The sequence below is a fragment of the Haloferax sp. YSSS75 genome, from assembly GCF_046764215.1.
Classification (GTDB): domain Archaea; phylum Halobacteriota; class Halobacteria; order Halobacteriales; family Haloferacaceae; genus Haloferax.
Genome location: NZ_CP177206.1, coordinates 1,972,238 through 1,989,582, shown reverse-complemented (window position 1 = coordinate 1,989,582; position 17,345 = coordinate 1,972,238). Strand labels below are relative to the sequence as shown.

Genomic DNA, 17,345 nt, shown 5'->3' with positions numbered 1-17,345 from the left:
CGAGCGTCGGCAGTTACTCTTCGGGACGCGGCAGTGCCGTAAAGAGCGTCTGGACGATAGAGAACGGGTCGTAGACGGACTGGTGGCACTGACAGTAGACGCCGTCTTCGGCGTTGAACTTGGCGGCGTCGGCGGCCTGCTTGTATCCGGGGACACAGCAGAAGTGCGTACACTTGTTGAGCCACGCGATGACGCCTTGGTCGGTTGCGGCGGCGAGGAAATCGTTGTCCTGTGCTGCTTCCTCGATGCGCGACGAGCGGAGCACCTGAATCGGCATCGTGTCTTCGGTGTCCTCCGAGCGCCACGTGCCGGTTGCGGGCTTTCCGAGGCCTGACTGGCCGATACCGTTGCCCCACGTCTCGTAGTCGTCGAAGTCGTTGACGTTCAGTCGGTCACCGTCGCTGTAGACTTCTGACTGCCAGTCGTAACCACCGCTGTCGGAGCGGAAGTAGTTGTCAGACTCGAAGTCCGGTGCCATGCCCTCGTAGGACTGCACACCGCAGTACTGGAACCACGCCTGTGAGTAGGTGACGCCGGTTCCCTTGAAGTCGTCCGTCTGTGCGACTTGGGCTTCGACACCTCCCTGGGTAATCGTCTGCACTTCGGGCCAGAGACCCTTGATGTATCCCTCGCTGTCGATTTCGATGGGAATCACTGGCATCCCGCGCGGTGCGGGACCACCGGTGTTCTCGATTGCGTACGCCTGTGTTGGACCACCGCCTGCGCCCGGAGAGGTGGTCGCACTGTTGATTGCGGCCGCGCCAGTCGTTCCCACGCCAGCGAGCGCCGCGCCCCCGACGACGCCCTTGACGAACCGACGACGACCCGAGTCGGCGGGGTACTTGTCGCTATCGCTCATACCCTGAAGTTCGACCCGTCCAGTAAAAGCGTGACGAATCACCCGTGTTAGTTCACCCCACGAAAACGGGGGCCTCAGTACTGAGGGCATCCGAAATCGTGGGACTGCGGGACTGCGAAGAAATTCACCAGTCGTTTACAAACATTCGTTTAGAACGTAACTTCGGGCAATTTTTCGACCGGACTCGGGGGCTTTTACAACATGGTACTCGTAATCGTGTAGTATGGAATTGCATAGCAGAGACGTCAGACAGGACGTCCGCGAGCTCGGGGCGTTGCTCGGGGACGTCCTCGAGTCTCAGACCTCCACGGCGTCGTTCGAAACCGTCGAAGAACTTCGACAGGCGGCCATCGCGTACCGGAAAGGAGAGTCCGGTTCTCGTGAGACGCTGTTCGAAGTCGTCTCCGACCTCGACCCCGAACGCGAGAGCGTCGTCGCACGTGCGTTCACGACCTATTTCGAACTCATCAACCTCGCGGAAGAACGCGAACGGGTCCGCGTAATCCGAGAGGCATCGCAGGAAGGCACCCTCGAAGACGGTATCCTCGCCACACTCGACGAACTTCGGGAAGAAGACGTCGACGAGGAACTCCTCGGACGCGTCCTCGAAGACGTCCTCATCGAACCGACGTTCACGGCACACCCGACCGAAGCACGTCGCAAGACGGTCAAGGCGAAGCTCCGCTCGATTGCGAACCGGTTAGAGTCACTCGACGAGCGGCGTCTCACCGACCTCGAATCCAAACAGGAGTGGCGGCACGTCGTCGCGGAGGTGACGAGTCTCTGGCAGACCTCCCAAGTTCGCAACCGTCGTCCCGAACCGACAGACGAAGCACGAAACGTCCAGTGGTACCTCGAAAACATCCTCTTCGACGTCGTCGGCGAAGTGTACGAAGAACTCGAAGAGGAGTTCCACAACGAGTATCCAAACCTCGACGTCCCGAAACTGTTCGAGTTCCGGTCGTGGGCCGGGTCGGACCGCGACGGCAACCCGTTCGTCACGCCCGAAGTCACAGAAGAGACGCTCGCCCGACAGCGAAGCGTCGCCCTCGAAAAGTACAGCGACGCGCTCAAGCGACTCTCGGGTGTGCTGAGTCAGGACGCGACGCGAGTCGACACCGGTCACGAACTCGAACGGTCGTTGAAAGCCGACCGTGAACTCCTCCCCGTCGTCGCCGAAGAGGTGGACGAACGCTACCCCGACGAACCGTACCGACAGAAGCTGAAACTGATGCGCGAGCGACTCCGCCGCATCGAAGACGTCCGCCCCAACGGCTACAGCGACGCGAGCGAACTGATGGCCGACCTCGAAGTCATCGACGGCAGTCTTCGCAGCGTCGGTGCCGACCAGGTCGCCGACGTCTACGTCGAACCGCTGATGCGACAGGTCGATACTTTCGGTTTTACCCTCGCCAGTCTGGACCTGCGCGACCACCAAGAGAACCACACCAAGGCGGTTCACGAAGCGCTCGCACACGAGGGCGTCGACTACTACGGTCGCTCGGAAGTCGAGCGCACCGAACTCCTTACCGACGCGATTCTTCAGGACGAACCCATCATCGACCTCGAAGACCCCGGCGAACTCTCAGAGACGGCCGACCGTGTCCTCGAACTCTTCCGCAAACTCGGCGAGTGGCAGCGTGAGTACGGCGTCTCCGCAATCGACACCTACTGTATCTCGATGACCGAAGAGCCCTCGCACGTCCTCGAAGTGCTCTTCCTCGCCGACCAGGCGGGCGTCGTCTCACTGCCGGACCACTGTGGAATCGACGTGGTGCCGCTGTTAGAGACGGAGTCGGCGCTGAACGGTGCCCGCCGCATCATGGGCACGCTGTTCGAAAACGAGGCCTACGAACAGGCACTCACCGCGCGGAACTACGTCCAGGAGATAATGCTGGGCTACTCCGACTCCAACAAGGAAAACGGCTGCCTCGCGGCCAACTGGGACCTCTACAAGAACCAGCGTCGTCTCGCCGACATCTGTGACGACTTCGACGTGACGATGCGGTTGTTCCACGGCCGTGGCGGGTCTATCTCCCGCGGTGGTGGGCCGATGAACGAGGCGATGCTCGCACTGCCGAACGAGACCATCACCGGTCAAATCAAGTTCACCGAACAGGGCGAAGCAATCGCCGAGAAGTACGCCAACCCACGCATCGCAGAGCGAAACCTCGAACAGATGCTCAACGCCCAGATTCGCGCCCGGTTGAACGCGATTCGAGAACCGGAAGAACACGTGCCCGAGCGATGGGTGGAAGCGATGGATACGATGGCCGCCGCCGCCCGCGAGGAGTACCGTGACCTCCTCGAATCCGAAGGGTTCGTCTCCTACTTCGAACAGGCGACGCCGATTACGGTCATCGAGGAACTCAACCTCGGGTCTCGCCCCGCATCTCGAAGCGGCGAACGAACTGTCGAGGACCTCCGCGCCATCCCGTGGGTGTTCTCGTGGACGCAGTCGCGATGTATCCTTCCCGGTTGGTACTCACTGGCAGAAGGCGTCAACGCCTATCTCGACGACGGCGGGGACCTCGAAACCGTCCGGGAGATGTACGACGAGTGGCCGTTCTTCCGCAGCACCCTCGACAACGCCGCGATGTCGCTCGCACGGACGGACCTCGAAATCGCCACCGAGTATGCGAACTTGGCCGACGACGACCTGCGAGCGGAGTTCTTCCCGCGACTGGAAGCCGAGTACGAGTCGACGGTCAACCTGATGCTCGATATCAGCGGTCGGAGTAACCTCCTGAAACGCGAGTGGCTCGAAGAGAGCCTCCAGCGGCGGAACCCCTACGTCGACCCACTGAACGTGCTGCAGACGCACCTGCTCGCACAGACGCACCGGACCGACGACGAAGAACGAACCCTGCGGCTCACCGTCAAAGGAATCGCCGCCGGGATGAAAAACACGGGATAAGTCGACGTCCTCGGCCACCACCGAGGCTATCGACCCGCCCGTGCGGATTCACGCGCGACGTAAGTCGTATGGGTTCGAGCAGACCGGACAGGTCTCTCGCGCGATACGGTATTCACTCTTGAGACGTTGGCGGACGCCGTTGAAGTCGACGTCACCCTCGTATCCCGATTCAACTTGTTGACCGCAGTGTGGACACACCACCACCACCGACGCCATACTAGGGCGTAGGTGATTATTCGACATATATGTTTACCCGGATTGCGACGTGTTCGCACGTGTCTATGTAGTGTCCCGAAAACGGGAGTTAGACGCCGTGTATGTAGACAATTAGAGTCAGTCGAACGTTCTAATTGCAGTCTATATTTCCTGAAAAAATCTCGTTTAGCTTGATTTATCAAGCCACGAAACGCGTCCGAACGACGTTCGTCCCTGATTTCTCAGTTGGCTTCAGACTCGGTTCCACGGCGCACTGTCGAAGTCGACGATACGGTGGTCCGTCTCGATGGCGTCGATGGCGGCGACGTCGTCGGCGTCGAGTTCGAGTTCGAGTGCGGCGAAGTTGTCGCGGATGTGGTCGGGTGAGGCGGCCTTCGGAATCGGGACTGCGCCTTTGGCCATCACCCACGCGAGCGACACCTGTGCGGGAGAGGCGTCGTGTTTCTCGGCGATTTCGACGATGGTGTCGTTCTCGGCGACGTCGTTGCGTGCGATGGGCGAGTACGCGACGAGGTGGTGGTCGGACTCCGCGGCGAGTTCGCGGAGTTCGACCTGCGGGAGCATCGGGTGCATCTCGACCTGATGGGCGAACACCGGCGCGTCGAGTTTCTCGATGGCGGATTCGAGTTGGTCTGGGCGGAAGTTACTCAGGCCGACGTTGTCGATGAGGCCATCGTCGTAGAGTTCGTCGAGGGCCGACAGCGTCTCGTCTTCGTCGTAGGAGTCGAGTGGCCAGTGGACGTACAGCAGGTCGAAGGTGTCGACGCCGAGTCGGTCTGCGGACTCGTGGGCCGTCTCGATTACGTCGTCGTAGGCGAGGTTGTCCGTGTCGAGTTTGGTGGCGAGGAAGATATCCTCGATGTCCACGTCAGACTCGGCGAGGGCGTCGCCGACGAACGCCTCGTTGTCGTACATCTGGGCCGTGTCGACGTGACGATAGCCGACGTCGAGAGCGGTGGTGACGGCCTCGATACACTCTTCGCGGTCTTCGAGTTTGTACGTGCCAAAGCCGAGTTTGGGGAACTCCTTCATACGCGAGTCCACTCGGCGAAGCGGTTCAAGTTCTGTGGTTCCGGAAGTCGATGCGGAGCGTTCCCCCGGACGACGGGGTGATGCCGGAACCCGTAGAGAGATTGTCGGGTGAGCACTGAACCGCGGACGTGTACCTCGCAGTGGTCCGCGCCGAGAACGACGGGGACGTTCCATCGATTCCTGCCCCCCGTCACGGCACGCTCCCACTCACCGCCGTGCTCTCACTGTGGCCACGACCAGCATAGCCCGTCTCGTGGCCAAGTAGTACCGTTCTGAAACTGCAACTCCGAGAGTCGATATCCTTCGATGGTTTGTCCACTCTCGTCCGACCGAGAATTTATTGCCAACTTACTTGCGCGAGGGGTGTGTGTATCTGGTATGTGTTTTTCTACACGTATCGAGTCCCGGTTCGTTCTCCTCGGGAAGGTAGCGTTCGGTCTGGGTGGGTCATGAACCCGAGTCGCGTCGACTCCGTCGTGGACCTCACGTATGGGTTGTTGATTGCGGTGTCGGTCGGATTGATAGTCGTCGCTGGGAACACCATCGGACTGGCGTTTGGGTTCGGGGTGCTGGTCTCCTACGTTCTCCACGTCGTCTGGAAGATGGCCCGTTTCGACCCGAACTGGATGACGACGGCGGTCAAAGAGACGGTCGAAGAGACTGTCAACGAGACGGTCGAGAAGACGGTGGGTGAGACGGTCGAAGAGACAGTCAACGAGACGGTCGATAAGACGGTTGGAGAGACAGTCGAAGAAACTGTCAACGAGACAGTGGAAAAGACAGTGGGTGAGACAGTCGAAGAAACCGTCAACGAGACTGTCGAGAAGACGGTTGGAGAGACGGTCGACAAGACAGTGGGCGAGACAGTCGAGAAAACGGTCGAAGAGAAAGTCGGCGAGACAGTCGAAAAGACCGTTGGTGAAACTGTCGAAAAGACGGTTGGAGAGACGGTCGACAAGACAGTGGGTGAGACAGTCGAGAAAACGGTCGAAGAGAAAGTCGGCGAGACAGTCGAGAAAACAGTCGAAGAGAAAGTCGGCGAGACAGTCGAAAAGACAGTGGGGGAGACAGTCGAGAAAACAGTCGAAGAGAAAGTCGGTGAAACAGTGGAAAAGACGGTCGGTGAAACGGTCGAAAAGACCGTCGAGGAGAAAGTCGGCGAGGAAGTTGAGAAGACCCTCGAAGAACAGCGAGCGGCCGAGAAGAACGTAGACGACGAGGACGAGGACGACGAGGACCGATGAGTACCCTCCTCCTCGTCGCTGGCGTTCTCGTCTCGATGTTCGTCGCGTACAACATCGGTGGGTCGACCACAGGGCCGGCATTCGGTCCGGCCGTCGGTGCCGACGCCATCTCCAAGCCCGTCGCCGCGGGACTGATGGGTGTGTTCTTCTTCATCGGTGCCTGGACGCTCGGCCGAAACGTCGTCACGAAACTCGGCACCGAACTGGTCGTCGACACCGGTGTCTTCACGCTCGAATCCTCCATCGCGGTTCTCTTCTTCATCGGAGTCGCGCTGTTGGTCGGAAACGTCTTCGGCGTGCCGGCGTCGACGTCGATGACCGCCGTCGGTGCAATCGCCGGCCTCGGACTGGCCGGGCGCGTGCTTGACCTCGCCGTGATGGGGCAAATCGTCATCTGGTGGGTCGTCTCACCAATCATCGGCTTTTGGGTCTCGCTGATCATCGGTCGGTACTTCTACGCGCGACTGAACGGGATGGTCGCCATGGAGCGCAGTACGGGGCCGCTGTTCGATATCGACCGGTCCGGCCTCGTCCCAATCCCGCGGGTCCACCGGACGACCAACCGAAGGGAACTGGGCGGGACGTTCACCGTCGTCGCTATCGGCTGTCTGATGGCCTTCTCCTCGGGTACCTCGAACATCGCCAACGCCGTCGCACCGCTGGTCGGCAGCGGCGAACTGGCGATGAACCCGGCCATCGCCTTCGGTGGCCTCGCCGTCACCGTCGGCGCGTTCACCATCGCCCGACGGACCTTGGAGACGATGGGGAGTGACATCACGGAACTCCCCCTGACTGCGGCCATCGTCGTCGCGTCAGTCTCCTCGACGCTGGTCGTCTTCCTCTCGGCGCTCGGCATCCCCGCGAGCTTCGTCATCATCGCAACGATGTCCATCGTCGGACTGGGTTGGGGCCGGGCGACCCGACCGATGACCGCCCCCGAGATAGTTGCCGGCGACGGGGGAGCACCGGTCACGGTCAACGCGCTTGCTGCCGACAAGGAGGGCGAGACGCTCCCGCCTATCGGCGAGGAGGACATCGAAGACATCCCCAGTCCGGGGGCGCTGTTCAACCCCGTGACGACTGCTCGGGTCGTCCTGATGCAGAACGTCGTGCCGGCTATCGCGACGGTCGGTTCGTATCTCACGTTCCGATACGTCCCGATATTCGGGTTCTGAACCGCCTCCAGTAACGAACCGAACACCGTCGAACTGGCACACATACATACCGGTCCCCCGAGAACAGCGGGTATGCCCTCAGAGAAAGAGAAGATGCTCGCAGGCGAGTTGTACGATTCGACGGACCCGGAGCTTCAGGCGGAACAGGAACGTGCGCGGCGACTAACGCGCCTGTTCAACGAAACCGACGAAACCGAAACCGAGCGCCGCGAGGAACTCGTTCACGAACTCTTCGGCGAGACTGGGGACGAACTCCACATCGAACCGACGTTCAAGTGCGATTACGGCTACAACATCAGCGTCGGCGAGGACTTCTTCGCCAACTTCGACTGCGTCTTCCTCGACGTCCGTTCTATCACTATCGGCGACAACGCCCTCCTCGGGCCAGGCGTCCACATCTACACCGCGACCCACCCACTCGATGCGGCAGAACGCATCAAAGGCCCCGAGTCGGCAGAACCGGTCGTCGTCGGCGACAACGCGTGGATTGGGGGACAGGCCGTCATCAACCCCGGCGTCACCATCGGTGACGACGTCATAGTCGCGTCGGGCGCAGTCGTGACGAAAGACGTGCCCGACAGTGTGGTCGTCGGTGGGAATCCGGCACGGGTCGTCAAAGAGTTGGAGTGAGGGCGAAATCGAGTGACACGACACCCGTTCGTCGTCTCCCGATTCCTCGGCTATCACCCATGTGCGCCCCCGTGTCACACGATGTTGGCTCCGAAATCGTTTTGAAGTACGCTCGCACACGGTCAGTATGCCGACGGACGAATACGACCCCGAAATGGGGCGCAAGTTCATTTTCGTAACCGGGGGTGTCATGTCTGGCCTCGGGAAAGGTATCACGGCCGCCAGCACCGGCCGACTCCTGAAAAATGCCGGGTTCGACGTCACCGCCGTCAAAATCGACCCGTACCTCAACGTCGACGCGGGGACGATGAATCCCTACGAACACGGCGAAGTGTACGTACTGAAAGACGGCGCGGAAGTCGACCTGGACCTCGGGAACTACGAACGGTTCCTGGGTATCGACATGACCGCCGACCACAACATCACCACGGGGAAGACCTACCAGCACGTCATCCAGAAGGAACGCGCCGGTGACTACCTCGGGAAGACGGTCCAGATTATCCCGCACGTCACCGAGGACATCAAACGCCGCATCCGCGAGGCGGCCGAAGGCACCGACGTGTGTATCGTCGAAGTCGGTGGCACCGTCGGCGACATCGAATCTATGCCCTTCCTCGAAGCGCTCCGGCAATTCGCCTCCGAAGAGGAAGACGCAGACGTGCTCTTTACCCACGTCACCCTCGTCCCCTACTCGAAGAACGGCGAACAGAAGACCAAGCCCACACAGCACTCGGTCAAAGAACTCCGGAGCATCGGCCTGCAACCCGACATCCTCGTCGGGCGCGCCGACGACAAACTCGAACCCGAGACGAAGGCCAAGATTGCACAGTTCTGTGACGTGCCGGACGCCGCCGTCTTCTCTAACCCCGACGTCCCGGACATCTACCACGTCCCCCTGATGGTCGAAGAAGAGGGCCTCGACGAGTACGTGATGGAGCGACTCGGCATCGCCGACGAAGCACTCCCGAAGGAAGAACGCGACAGTCGCTGGCGCGAACTCGTCACCGCTGAGCGCTCCGGGTCCGTCGATATCGCGCTCGTCGGCAAGTACGCCCTCGAAGACGCCTACATGTCCATCCACGAGTCGCTCAAACACGCCGAAATCGAGTGCGGCGTTGACGTGAACATCCTCTGGGTCGACGCCGACGAGATGGACGACAAACACGAAGCGCGCCTCAAGCAAGCGGACGGAATCGTCGTCCCCGGTGGCTTCGGGTCGCGCGGCACCGACGGCAAGATAGACGCCATCCGCTACGCCCGCGAGAACGACGTTCCGTTCCTCGGCCTCTGTCTCGGGTTCCAGATGGCCGTCGTCGAACAGGCCCGAAACGTCCTCGGCCACGAAGACGCCCAGTCGACGGAACTCGACCCCGACACGCCCTACCCCGTCATCGACCTTCTTCCCGAGCAGTACGAGGTCAACGACATGGGTGGGACGATGCGTCTCGGCGCGCACGAGACAGACATCACGTCCGGAACGCTCGCCGAGGCCGTCTATGGCGGCACCTCCTGTACGGAGCGCCACCGCCACCGCTACGAGGTGAATCCGGAACTCATCGACGAACTCGAATCCGAAGGCTTGCGGTTCTCCGGGCGCGCAGACAACCGCATGGAGATTCTCGAACTGACCGACCACCCGTTCTTCCTCGGCACGCAGTTCCACCCCGAATTCCGTTCCCGTCCGGACCGCGCGAGTCCGCCCTTCCTCGGCTTCCTGCGCGCGGTTCTCGGTGAACTCGACGCCCGTGAACTCGACAGCGAAGAGGTGACAGCATAATGGTAGACGTAGACTCATTCATCGAAGACGCAAAAGCATCGATTCGCGACCAAATCGGCGACGAACACGCCATCATCGCCCTCTCGGGCGGTGTGGACTCCTCCGTCGCCGCCACCCTCGCCTACGAGGCAGTCGGCGAGCAACTCACGCCGGTCTACGTCGACACCGGCCTGATGCGCAAGGGCGAAACCGAACAGATTGCAGAGACGTTCTCCTTCATGGAGAGCCTCCGCGTCGTCGACGCGCAGGACCGATTCTTCGACGCCCTCGAAGGCGTCGTCGACCCCGAAGAGAAGCGCGCCGTCATCGGCGAGCAGTTCATCCGCGAGTTCGAACGCGAGGCGACGGACACCGACGCCGAGTACCTCGTGCAGGGGACTATCTACCCCGACCGAATCGAGTCCGAAGGGAACATCAAATCCCACCACAACGTGGGCGGACTCCCGGACGTCGTCGACTTCGAGGGTATCGTCGAACCCGTTCGTGACCTCTACAAAGACGAAGTCCGCGAAGTCGCCCGCGAACTCGGCCTCGAATCCATCATCGCAGAGCGCATGCCCTTCCCGGGTCCGGGTCTGGCGGTCCGCGTCCTCGGCGAAGTCACGCCCGAGAAGGTGCAGGTGGCCCGCGAAGCGTGTCACATCGTCGAAGACGAGACGGAGAAGCACGACCCGTGGCAGGCGTTCGCCGCCGTCATCGGCAAGGGCACCGGCGTCAAGGGTGACAACCGCGTCCACGGATGGATCGTCTCGGTTCGCTCCGTCGAGTCGCGCGACGGCATGACCGCTCGCGCACAGGAGCTTCCGTGGGACACCCTCCAGCGCATCCAGTCACGTATCACCGGCACGAACGAGAACGTCGCCCGCGTCGTCTACGACGTGACCCACAAACCACCGGCGACCATCGAGTACGAATGACGACGGCAGTCGTTGCGGGGACGGACCCCGACGGACTCGGTGAAGCGCTCGAAGCAGAAGGTGCAACCGTCGTTCGCGTCACCGGCATCGCCTCTGCCGACTCGCTCGGTGAGGCTGGCATCGACGGGGCCGACCTGCTCGTCCTCACCGACATGGACGACGCGACGGCCATCTCGGTGGCGAAGGAAATCAACCCCGACGTTCGCGTCGTCACCTACTCGCGTGACTCCCTTCCGGAGTTCGCGAAAGGGCAGGCTGACCTCGCCGTCGACCCCGAACTGCTCGCAGTCGACGTCGTCGCCGAAGAACTCGTCTAAACGCGTCGACAGCGACCGGTGGATTGGTCGCCGGCCACATTTTTCGAGATGGAATTCGACCCAGTCAGGTCAGCCCATCGGCATCGGTTCGGCGTCTGTGTCTCTTCGTCCGGGCGGCGTGAGTTCGTCGGGTCCCGCCAGAAGCCGACGAATCATGATACCGACGCCCAGAAGGACGCCCACGCCCATGACGAGCGCGCCCAACCGCGAGTCGAAGGCGATTTTCAGAGTGAAGAAGACGACCAACCCGGCGTTCAACAGCCACATCGCAGCAGGTTCAGCCCAGAGCCGTCTGTCACTCGTCTCCTGTGTTCTGGCGGAGAACACGCCGAGCAGGAGGTTGGTCATCATTCCGACGAACGCGGAGTGTGCGAAGACGGCGTAGAACCACGTCGGTGCCCCGGCGGGGTCCGCTGCGACTCCGCCGACGATTGCCCAGATAAACAGGGCCACAAAGACGACCAACCAGAGTGCCCCGAAGAACCCCCACGCATCGGCGCCGCGCCGGAGCGGACTTCTTCGGAGCGCCTTCCACCCCATCCGTCCGAGGAAGAGTGCGAGGAATACCAACAGCAAGAGAGCGAACACTGGGAGGAAGACGTCGAGGAGGTTGGTGAGGAATGCAACCGGGACGAGAAGCGCGCCAACCGTTCCGGCCAGCGCCTGTGCCAGTCCGGGCCGAGTCCAGCGACCGGCGGTGTCTTTCAGAACGAACCACTCGACGATTGCGGAGGCGACCAGGAGGACGTACGTGTCCATCATCCCGGCGTGGATACCCACGCGGTCACCCGCCGGAAGGGGGAGAAACGTCCCGAAGACGTACTCAGTGCCGAGCAGGACGCCCATGGTGGCACCGACGGCGGCGACGACCAACCCGCCGGCGACCAGGACGTGGACGTTCGTGACGACTGGCTGATTCCGCAACTGGGTGAGCGCGAAGAGAGCGGCCACCCAAATCATCAGCATCGCACCGGTCCCGAAGATGGGGAGCAGGGCAAACACGTTCCCGCCGAGAGCGAAGGCGAGTCCAAAACTCACGATAAACGCGGCAAACGCGAGCACGCTGAGCCCAACGATGATCCGGATTCTTCGAACGTATCTATCCGAAACCGTCCGGTCTCCGGTGAAAACCCAAATCGCCATTCCGATGAGTGAGAGGGTAATCCACCCAATCGACCCCGAGTGCAGGTGGACGAGAACCTGCCACCGAGGAATCGCACCTGTGCTAAGTGCGTTGTTGAATCCGAACGCGATATTCACCAAGAACAACGACGCCGACCCGAGGAAGAGAACTTTCGTGTGTCGCCAAACCTCGTCGTTTGTCACCCGAGCTATACCATGACTGTTGGTAGCATTTGACATAGCCTCTCATGTACGGTACGACGACAGTGAATTTCTACATTGTGTATCTCCGCTACATCTGTCAGTGTCGCAAGATGTAATCGCGACGACGTACCCGTCCCGGCCCCGGTCACGACGTGCCGAAGACGCAGGTGGGCAATTCGCTCGAAGTCGTGGAAATGAACGAACAAGTGCCTGTACAGTCCGGCGAAATTCGGCGAAAATCGGCTCCAGTAGCGGCTATTCTCCGGCCAACGAGCACAACCCACCGTAGCGATTTCCACCCTTCAATACCCCGGCGTCCTCAGGCAGAAGTGCCGCGACGTGCCGGACGCCTGCCCCACACCACCCGCAGGCGTGGAACGTCGTGGACCACGGCCCGAGCAGGCCGCAAATGCATGAGTATGTCCCCTCATTCCCCCACCCCCTCCCCCCCTCGAATGGGGCACCCGAAGGGTGACGCGAGCGGGACGGCACAGTCGACCAAGACGTAACGCGATATCCGCAGATTACACACGCATACACCAATGACACTGAACCGACGAGACTTCGTCAAGAGCGCCGCTGGAATCGCCGCTGCGAGTACCGCAGGCATTGCCGGATGTATGGGTCTCGCCTCCGCAGAGACCGGAACGCTCTCGACCCGCGTGAGCGACAGACCCGGCGACATCGACGACTTCGAATCGTGTCTGGTGACGCTCTCGACGATTCGGATCAAACCGACCGACGGCGAGGTGAAGTCCTTCGACGTCGGAGAGACGGAAGTCGACCTCGTCGACCTCCAAGGCGACGCATCCGCACTCGTCGACGACGTCGAAGTAGAGACAGGCACGTACGACTACCTCCAGTTGGAGGTCGGTGGAACCGACGCAACCCTCACGGACGGGTCCGACGCGACGGTCGAAGTCCCCGGTTCCGCACCCCTCAAGTTCGAGAAATCGTTCGACATCCGGGCCGACGAATCGACGACGTTCACTGCCGACTTCACGCCCGTGAAGGCCGGCAACGCCGGGAAGTACGTCCTCCAACCCGTCGCCAAGGAGGTGACGGTGACCTACGAGTCCGAGGAGACGACGACTACCGAGACGAACACCGACGAGACGACCACCAGCGAGTAAGTTCGGTTCGCCGCTAGACGTCCTCGGAACCCCTCCACATCGACATACGGTCTCTGCTGACCCCCTCCACTCCCGCGGGTCCCCGACCCCCACGAAGGCACCCTCCCAACACTCACGAAGGCACCCTCCCAACACCCTGCCCCTCCCCACTCCGGTTGTCGTCCTCCTCTCCGCTTCGGTCCTCACCTCCCGCCCGACTCGATTCTCTCCTCCCACGCGCTTCGGTTCTCGTCCCTCGATTCACACGACTCCCCGGCGAGATGCCGGCCCTCGTTGCCATGGTCGCAACTCCCTTTATCAGTGGCACCTGACCTCCGGTGACATGGCACGGGTCTCGGCCGGGGCGCGCATCCACTTCGGCTTCCTCAATCTGAGTCTCGCCCGCGACAGACTGTACGGTGGTCTGGGCGTCGGACTCGACCAGCCACAGGTGAAGGTCACGGTCGAACCCGCCGAGACGGTCCAGTGTCGGCATCCCGGTGCCCGGGAGTACGCAGCACGCGCAGTCGACTTACTGGAAGTTCCCGGTGCGCACGTCACCGTCGAGCGGACGCTCCCGCGACACGCTGGTCTCGGAAGTGGGACGCAACTCGCACTCGCTGTCTTGCAGGCGGTGGCGACGGCGACGGAGACGACTGCCGACGTTCGCCGTCTCGCCCCGGAGATGGGTCGCGGCGGGCGGTCCGGCGTTGGCGTCGCCTCGTTCGAACGTGGTGGCGCCATCCTCGACGCTGGCCATCCGACTGCGCGGTTCACCACGGACCGCCCGGAAGACGGGGCGTGGACGGTCCCCGCGGTTGCGGCGCGACACGCGATACCCGACGACTGGCGGTTCGTCCTGGTCGTTCCGGACGTCGACCCCGGCCGTAACGGGGCGGCCGAAGAGGCGAGTATGCGGTCGGTCGTCGAACGCGCCGACCCGGAGACGAGCGACCGAATCGCCGGTATCGTCACGCGACGCCTCCTGCCGGCACTCGCTGAAGGGTCTGCGGAACGCTTCGGTGAGGCAGTCGAGTCTGTCGGCCGACTCAACGGAACGTGGTACGCCGACGAACAGGGCGGCGTCTACCGACCGCCGGTCGGCAAACTCGTCTCGTCGCTCTCCGAATCGCCAGTGGTCTACGGGTCCGGCCAGTCGTCGTGGGGGCCGACAGTGTACGGTGTGACCGACATAGACCACGTCGACGAAGCGGTCGAATCCGGGGAGACGGCGCTCGCTGCTGCTGGTATCGAAGGGACGGTGACCGTCGCTCGCGGCCGGAATCGCGGTGCAACGGTCGAGTAAACGGCGCTGAGACCGCATCGACACCACGGTGGCGGTGGGCGTGATTGCCCCCGAAACGACTAACCTCCGTGGTCGAGTCGGGATTCACATGCGCTCTATCCCCTTCGGGGTCCCTCGACTCGACAGTATCATCGGTGGGGGAGCACCGCCGGGAAACGTCGTCCTTCTCGCGGGAGAGTCCGGTGCCGGCGCTCGTGAGTTCCTCTATACGAGTGTGACGATGAACGCACTCTCGAAAGCGGACGAAGAACTCTTCGACCTGCACTACGGGACACTCGACGAGACTGCCAGTCCACCGCCCGAGATTCACTACGTCTCGTTCACGTCCGGTGAGGAGCACCTCCGTCGAGAGTTGCTCTACACCATGGACGACGAGATAGTCGATGCCGCACTCGACGATATCGAATTCCACGACCTGTCTCCCGAATATTTCCAGTTGAGTCCGATTCCCAGAGAGTGGTACCTCGGCCAACCGACACAGCTCGATGACCTCGGACAGCGACAAAACCGCGAGTCGGTCCTGAGTGCGCTCGGGAACACACTCAGCGAACACGCCCCGGGGAATCTCGTCGTCGTCGATTCGTTGACCGACCTCGTGGCGGGGCGGTCCGACGACATGACGTGGGGCGACATCGCGATGGTGATGAAAGGGCTCGAAAAGGCGTCACATCAGTGGGGTGGCCTCATCTTGGTCCTCGTGAGTACCGAGGCGGTTTCGAGTCGCGAACTCGGTATCCTGAAGGGAGCGACCGACGGGACGCTCATGTTCTCGTGGGAGACTGGCGGGTCCAAACGCGCACGAACGATGGTCGTCCAGGAGTTCCGTGGCGTCCTCTCGCAACTGGAGAGCGAGAACATCGTCCAGTTCGAGACGGAAATCAACGAGAGTGGCCTCGACGTGAGCGACGTCAGAAAGATTCGGTGACGGTCGGTCCCGAACAGTTGCGAACGGCGACAGTTCTTAAAGCACGGTAGACGAACGTCTACTGAGAATGGACGGGGATATTGGGGGGAGGTTGCCGGACGACCTCCGAGATTGGGTCGACGAACGTGCCGAGAGGGAAGGCGTCGAACCGGTCACTGTACTCACGCGAGCGGTCAACACCTACCGTCTCGCGATAGCCGACTCGGGAGCGTCACTGGACGAACTCGACTCCACCGCTGACCGACTCGAAGCGGTCGAAGGGCGCGTCGATGGTCTCGAAGACTCCCTCGACGAGAAGGTAGACGACGTTCGAATGCGTATCGTCCAGGTCAAACGAGAGGCCGACGAGAAGGCACCACGAGACCACGACCACCCGGAATTTCGCGAGGACCTCGACCGAGTCTCGGCCGACGTCGGTGACGTACGCGACCAACTCTCCGAGATGCAGTCGCGCGTCGACGCTGGCTTCGACAACTACGAAGAGATTCTCACCTATCTCGACGAGACGACGGCAGAACTCGACGACTACCTTCGCGTAGTCGCACAGTCGGTGTTGGACCTCCGCTCGCGCGCCGCCGATATCGAAGCAGCAGAACTCGAACGGGAGGCACTCTCGGACCTCTTGCGCGTCGCGAACGACACGGGCGAAGAGAAAGCGACCTGTGACAACTGCGGCGAGACGATTCATCTGGGACTGCTCTCGGAACCCCGCTGTCCCGCGTGCCGGTCGGTCTTCGACGAACTGTCTCCGTCGCATGGCTTCTTCGGGTCTGCGACGCTCTCCACCGGAAAACCGCTCGCACTGGAGGCAGCAGCCCCCGACAACGACGACGTAGAGACGCTGCTCGACGAGGCGACGACGAGCAGAGACGACTCCGACACCGGGCAGAACCCCGACACCGAATCCGCTACCGCCGCCGAGTCCCCCATCGCCACCGAATCAGACTCCGCGAAGGAGCGCGAACCGCCGCGTGAAACGACACCGAACAGAGACACCGACGATGACTGACGAAACGACAGACCACGACGTGAACGACGACACCCGCTCAGAGACACTCTCAGCGGAGTCCGAACGAGACGACAGTGACGCTCCTGACGGTGGCCCCGAACGGCAGGGTGACGTGACAGACACCGCTGACGAGCGTGGCGACCAGATGCCGCTTTCGGACCTCGCAGACCGCGTGGCCGAACGACGTGTGCGTCCTTCGAGCGACACGGAGGACGGAGAGGAGTTGTTCGAAGAGATGCAAGTCGCCGAACTGGACAGCGAAGCGGTGTGGACGGCACTGATCGAAGACGACGCGAACGTCGACGAGGAGGTTGGCGTCGGTGCCGACGCAGAACCCGTGGAAGTGACCGATAGCTTTTCGGACTACGTCGTCCCCAAAGCCGAGTTCTGCCAGCGCTGTGACCACTTCGGTGACCCACCGACCCTCTCGTGTACTCACGAGGGGACTACTATCGTCGAAGTCGTGGACGGCGAGCACTTCCGCGTCCGCAACTGCCCGATGGTCGAAGAGGACTGAGGACGCCCGGCAACCGCCCTCGGTTCGAGGGCGTGGAGTGACAGATTCTTGGTGTAGCGTCCGCTA

The 17,345-nt window shown here is 61.9% G+C and carries 15 protein-coding genes; 12 read left to right on the top strand and 3 right to left on the bottom strand.

Annotation, left to right across the window (positions count from 1 at the left end; all coding sequences use genetic code 11):
- Nucleotides 1-13: 13 nt before the first annotated feature.
- Nucleotides 14-859, bottom strand: a complete 846-nt coding sequence (locus ACK3R5_RS10465) for a ubiquinol-cytochrome c reductase iron-sulfur subunit (protein ID WP_411964000.1) — start codon at nt 857-859, stop codon at nt 14-16.
- A gap of 223 nt (nt 860-1,082) precedes the next feature.
- Between ACK3R5_RS10465 and ppc the strand changes: the two genes are divergently transcribed.
- Nucleotides 1,083-3,776 (top strand): phosphoenolpyruvate carboxylase, encoded by a 2,694-nt coding sequence (gene ppc / locus ACK3R5_RS10460; protein WP_411963999.1) that lies wholly within the window; start codon nt 1,083-1,085, stop codon nt 3,774-3,776.
- A 447-nt stretch (nt 3,777-4,223) separates the two neighbouring features.
- On the opposite strand, the gene ACK3R5_RS10455 is transcribed toward ppc, so the two are convergent.
- A complete protein-coding gene (locus ACK3R5_RS10455) occupies nt 4,224-5,024 on the bottom strand; it encodes an aldo/keto reductase (protein ID WP_411966914.1) in 801 nt (266 codons plus the stop codon).
- A gap of 449 nt (nt 5,025-5,473) precedes the next feature.
- On the opposite strand from ACK3R5_RS10455, the gene ACK3R5_RS10450 reads away from it, so the two are divergent.
- The 6 genes from ACK3R5_RS10450 (at nt 5,474) to ACK3R5_RS10425 (ending at nt 11,084) form a co-directional block, all read left to right on the top strand.
- Nucleotides 5,474-6,268, top strand: a complete 795-nt coding sequence (locus ACK3R5_RS10450; protein WP_411966913.1) for a hypothetical protein — start codon at nt 5,474-5,476, stop codon at nt 6,266-6,268.
- The gene (locus tag ACK3R5_RS10445; RefSeq protein ID WP_411966912.1) at nt 6,265-7,443 is read left to right on the top strand and encodes an anion permease; all 1,179 of its coding nucleotides are present in this window, start codon (nt 6,265-6,267) and stop codon (nt 7,441-7,443) included. Before ACK3R5_RS10450 ends, ACK3R5_RS10445 begins: the two co-directional genes overlap by 4 nt.
- A gap of 72 nt (nt 7,444-7,515) precedes the next feature.
- The gene (locus tag ACK3R5_RS10440; protein ID WP_411966911.1) at nt 7,516-8,073 is read left to right on the top strand and encodes a maltose acetyltransferase domain-containing protein; all 558 of its coding nucleotides are present in this window, start codon (nt 7,516-7,518) and stop codon (nt 8,071-8,073) included.
- Between the two features lie 127 nt (nt 8,074-8,200).
- Nucleotides 8,201-9,850, top strand: a complete 1,650-nt coding sequence (gene pyrG / locus ACK3R5_RS10435) for a glutamine hydrolyzing CTP synthase (protein WP_411966910.1) — start codon at nt 8,201-8,203, stop codon at nt 9,848-9,850.
- Nucleotides 9,850-10,767 carry a glutamine-hydrolyzing GMP synthase gene (gene guaA, locus ACK3R5_RS10430; RefSeq protein WP_411963993.1) on the top strand — a complete coding sequence of 306 codons (918 nt, stop codon included), beginning with the start codon at nt 9,850-9,852 and terminating at the stop codon, nt 10,765-10,767. The genes pyrG and guaA overlap by 1 nt, the downstream gene beginning before the upstream one ends.
- Nucleotides 10,764-11,084, top strand: coding sequence for a CTP synthetase (locus tag ACK3R5_RS10425; protein WP_411963992.1), 321 nt, complete (start codon nt 10,764-10,766; stop codon nt 11,082-11,084). The genes guaA and ACK3R5_RS10425 overlap by 4 nt, the downstream gene beginning before the upstream one ends.
- A 69-nt stretch (nt 11,085-11,153) precedes the next feature.
- On the opposite strand, the gene ACK3R5_RS10420 is transcribed toward ACK3R5_RS10425, so the two are convergent.
- Nucleotides 11,154-12,344, bottom strand: a complete 1,191-nt coding sequence (locus tag ACK3R5_RS10420; protein WP_411966909.1) for a hypothetical protein — start codon at nt 12,342-12,344, stop codon at nt 11,154-11,156.
- Between the two features lie 608 nt (nt 12,345-12,952).
- Between ACK3R5_RS10420 and ACK3R5_RS10415 the strand changes: the two genes are divergently transcribed.
- The 5 genes from ACK3R5_RS10415 (at nt 12,953) to ACK3R5_RS10395 (ending at nt 17,279) form a co-directional block, all read left to right on the top strand.
- A complete protein-coding gene (locus ACK3R5_RS10415; protein WP_411966908.1) occupies nt 12,953-13,543 on the top strand; it encodes a DUF4382 domain-containing protein in 591 nt (196 codons plus the stop codon).
- Nucleotides 13,544-13,865: 322 nt separating this feature from the next.
- Complete coding sequence (locus tag ACK3R5_RS10410; protein WP_411966907.1) at nt 13,866-14,828, top strand: beta-ribofuranosylaminobenzene 5'-phosphate synthase family protein; 963 nt, start codon at nt 13,866-13,868, stop codon at nt 14,826-14,828.
- An 88-nt stretch (nt 14,829-14,916) separates the two neighbouring features.
- Nucleotides 14,917-15,753 (top strand): RAD55 family ATPase, encoded by an 837-nt coding sequence (locus ACK3R5_RS10405; protein ID WP_411963988.1) that lies wholly within the window; start codon nt 14,917-14,919, stop codon nt 15,751-15,753.
- Nucleotides 15,754-15,820: 67 nt separating this feature from the next.
- Nucleotides 15,821-16,762 (top strand): hypothetical protein, encoded by a 942-nt coding sequence (locus ACK3R5_RS10400; RefSeq protein WP_411966905.1) that lies wholly within the window; start codon nt 15,821-15,823, stop codon nt 16,760-16,762.
- Nucleotides 16,755-17,279, top strand: a complete 525-nt coding sequence (locus ACK3R5_RS10395; protein WP_411966904.1) for a hypothetical protein — start codon at nt 16,755-16,757, stop codon at nt 17,277-17,279. Before ACK3R5_RS10400 ends, ACK3R5_RS10395 begins: the two co-directional genes overlap by 8 nt.
- Nucleotides 17,280-17,345 lie beyond the last annotated feature (66 nt).

Bases quoted from the DNA above. Each gene is read 5' to 3' on its own strand.
- ACK3R5_RS10425 (WP_411963992.1), top strand. From the start codon at position 10,764: ATGACGACGGCAGTCGTTGCGGGGACGGACCCCGACGGACTCGGTGAA.
- ACK3R5_RS10395 (WP_411966904.1), top strand. From the start codon at position 16,755: ATGACTGACGAAACGACAGACCACGACGTGAACGACGACACCCGCTCA.
- ppc (WP_411963999.1), top strand. From the start codon at position 1,083: ATGGAATTGCATAGCAGAGACGTCAGACAGGACGTCCGCGAGCTCGGG.
- ACK3R5_RS10465 (WP_411964000.1), bottom strand. From the start codon at position 859: ATGAGCGATAGCGACAAGTACCCCGCCGACTCGGGTCGTCGTCGGTTC.
- ACK3R5_RS10445 (WP_411966912.1), top strand. From the start codon at position 6,265: ATGAGTACCCTCCTCCTCGTCGCTGGCGTTCTCGTCTCGATGTTCGTC.
- guaA (WP_411963993.1), top strand. From the start codon at position 9,850: ATGGTAGACGTAGACTCATTCATCGAAGACGCAAAAGCATCGATTCGC.
- ACK3R5_RS10415 (WP_411966908.1), top strand. From the start codon at position 12,953: ATGACACTGAACCGACGAGACTTCGTCAAGAGCGCCGCTGGAATCGCC.
- ACK3R5_RS10440 (WP_411966911.1), top strand. From the start codon at position 7,516: ATGCCCTCAGAGAAAGAGAAGATGCTCGCAGGCGAGTTGTACGATTCG.
- ACK3R5_RS10455 (WP_411966914.1), bottom strand. From the start codon at position 5,024: ATGAAGGAGTTCCCCAAACTCGGCTTTGGCACGTACAAACTCGAAGAC.
- ACK3R5_RS10400 (WP_411966905.1), top strand. From the start codon at position 15,821: ATGGACGGGGATATTGGGGGGAGGTTGCCGGACGACCTCCGAGATTGG.
- pyrG (WP_411966910.1), top strand. From the start codon at position 8,201: ATGCCGACGGACGAATACGACCCCGAAATGGGGCGCAAGTTCATTTTC.
- ACK3R5_RS10450 (WP_411966913.1), top strand. From the start codon at position 5,474: ATGAACCCGAGTCGCGTCGACTCCGTCGTGGACCTCACGTATGGGTTG.
- ACK3R5_RS10405 (WP_411963988.1), top strand. From the start codon at position 14,917: ATGCGCTCTATCCCCTTCGGGGTCCCTCGACTCGACAGTATCATCGGT.
- ACK3R5_RS10410 (WP_411966907.1), top strand. From the start codon at position 13,866: ATGGCACGGGTCTCGGCCGGGGCGCGCATCCACTTCGGCTTCCTCAAT.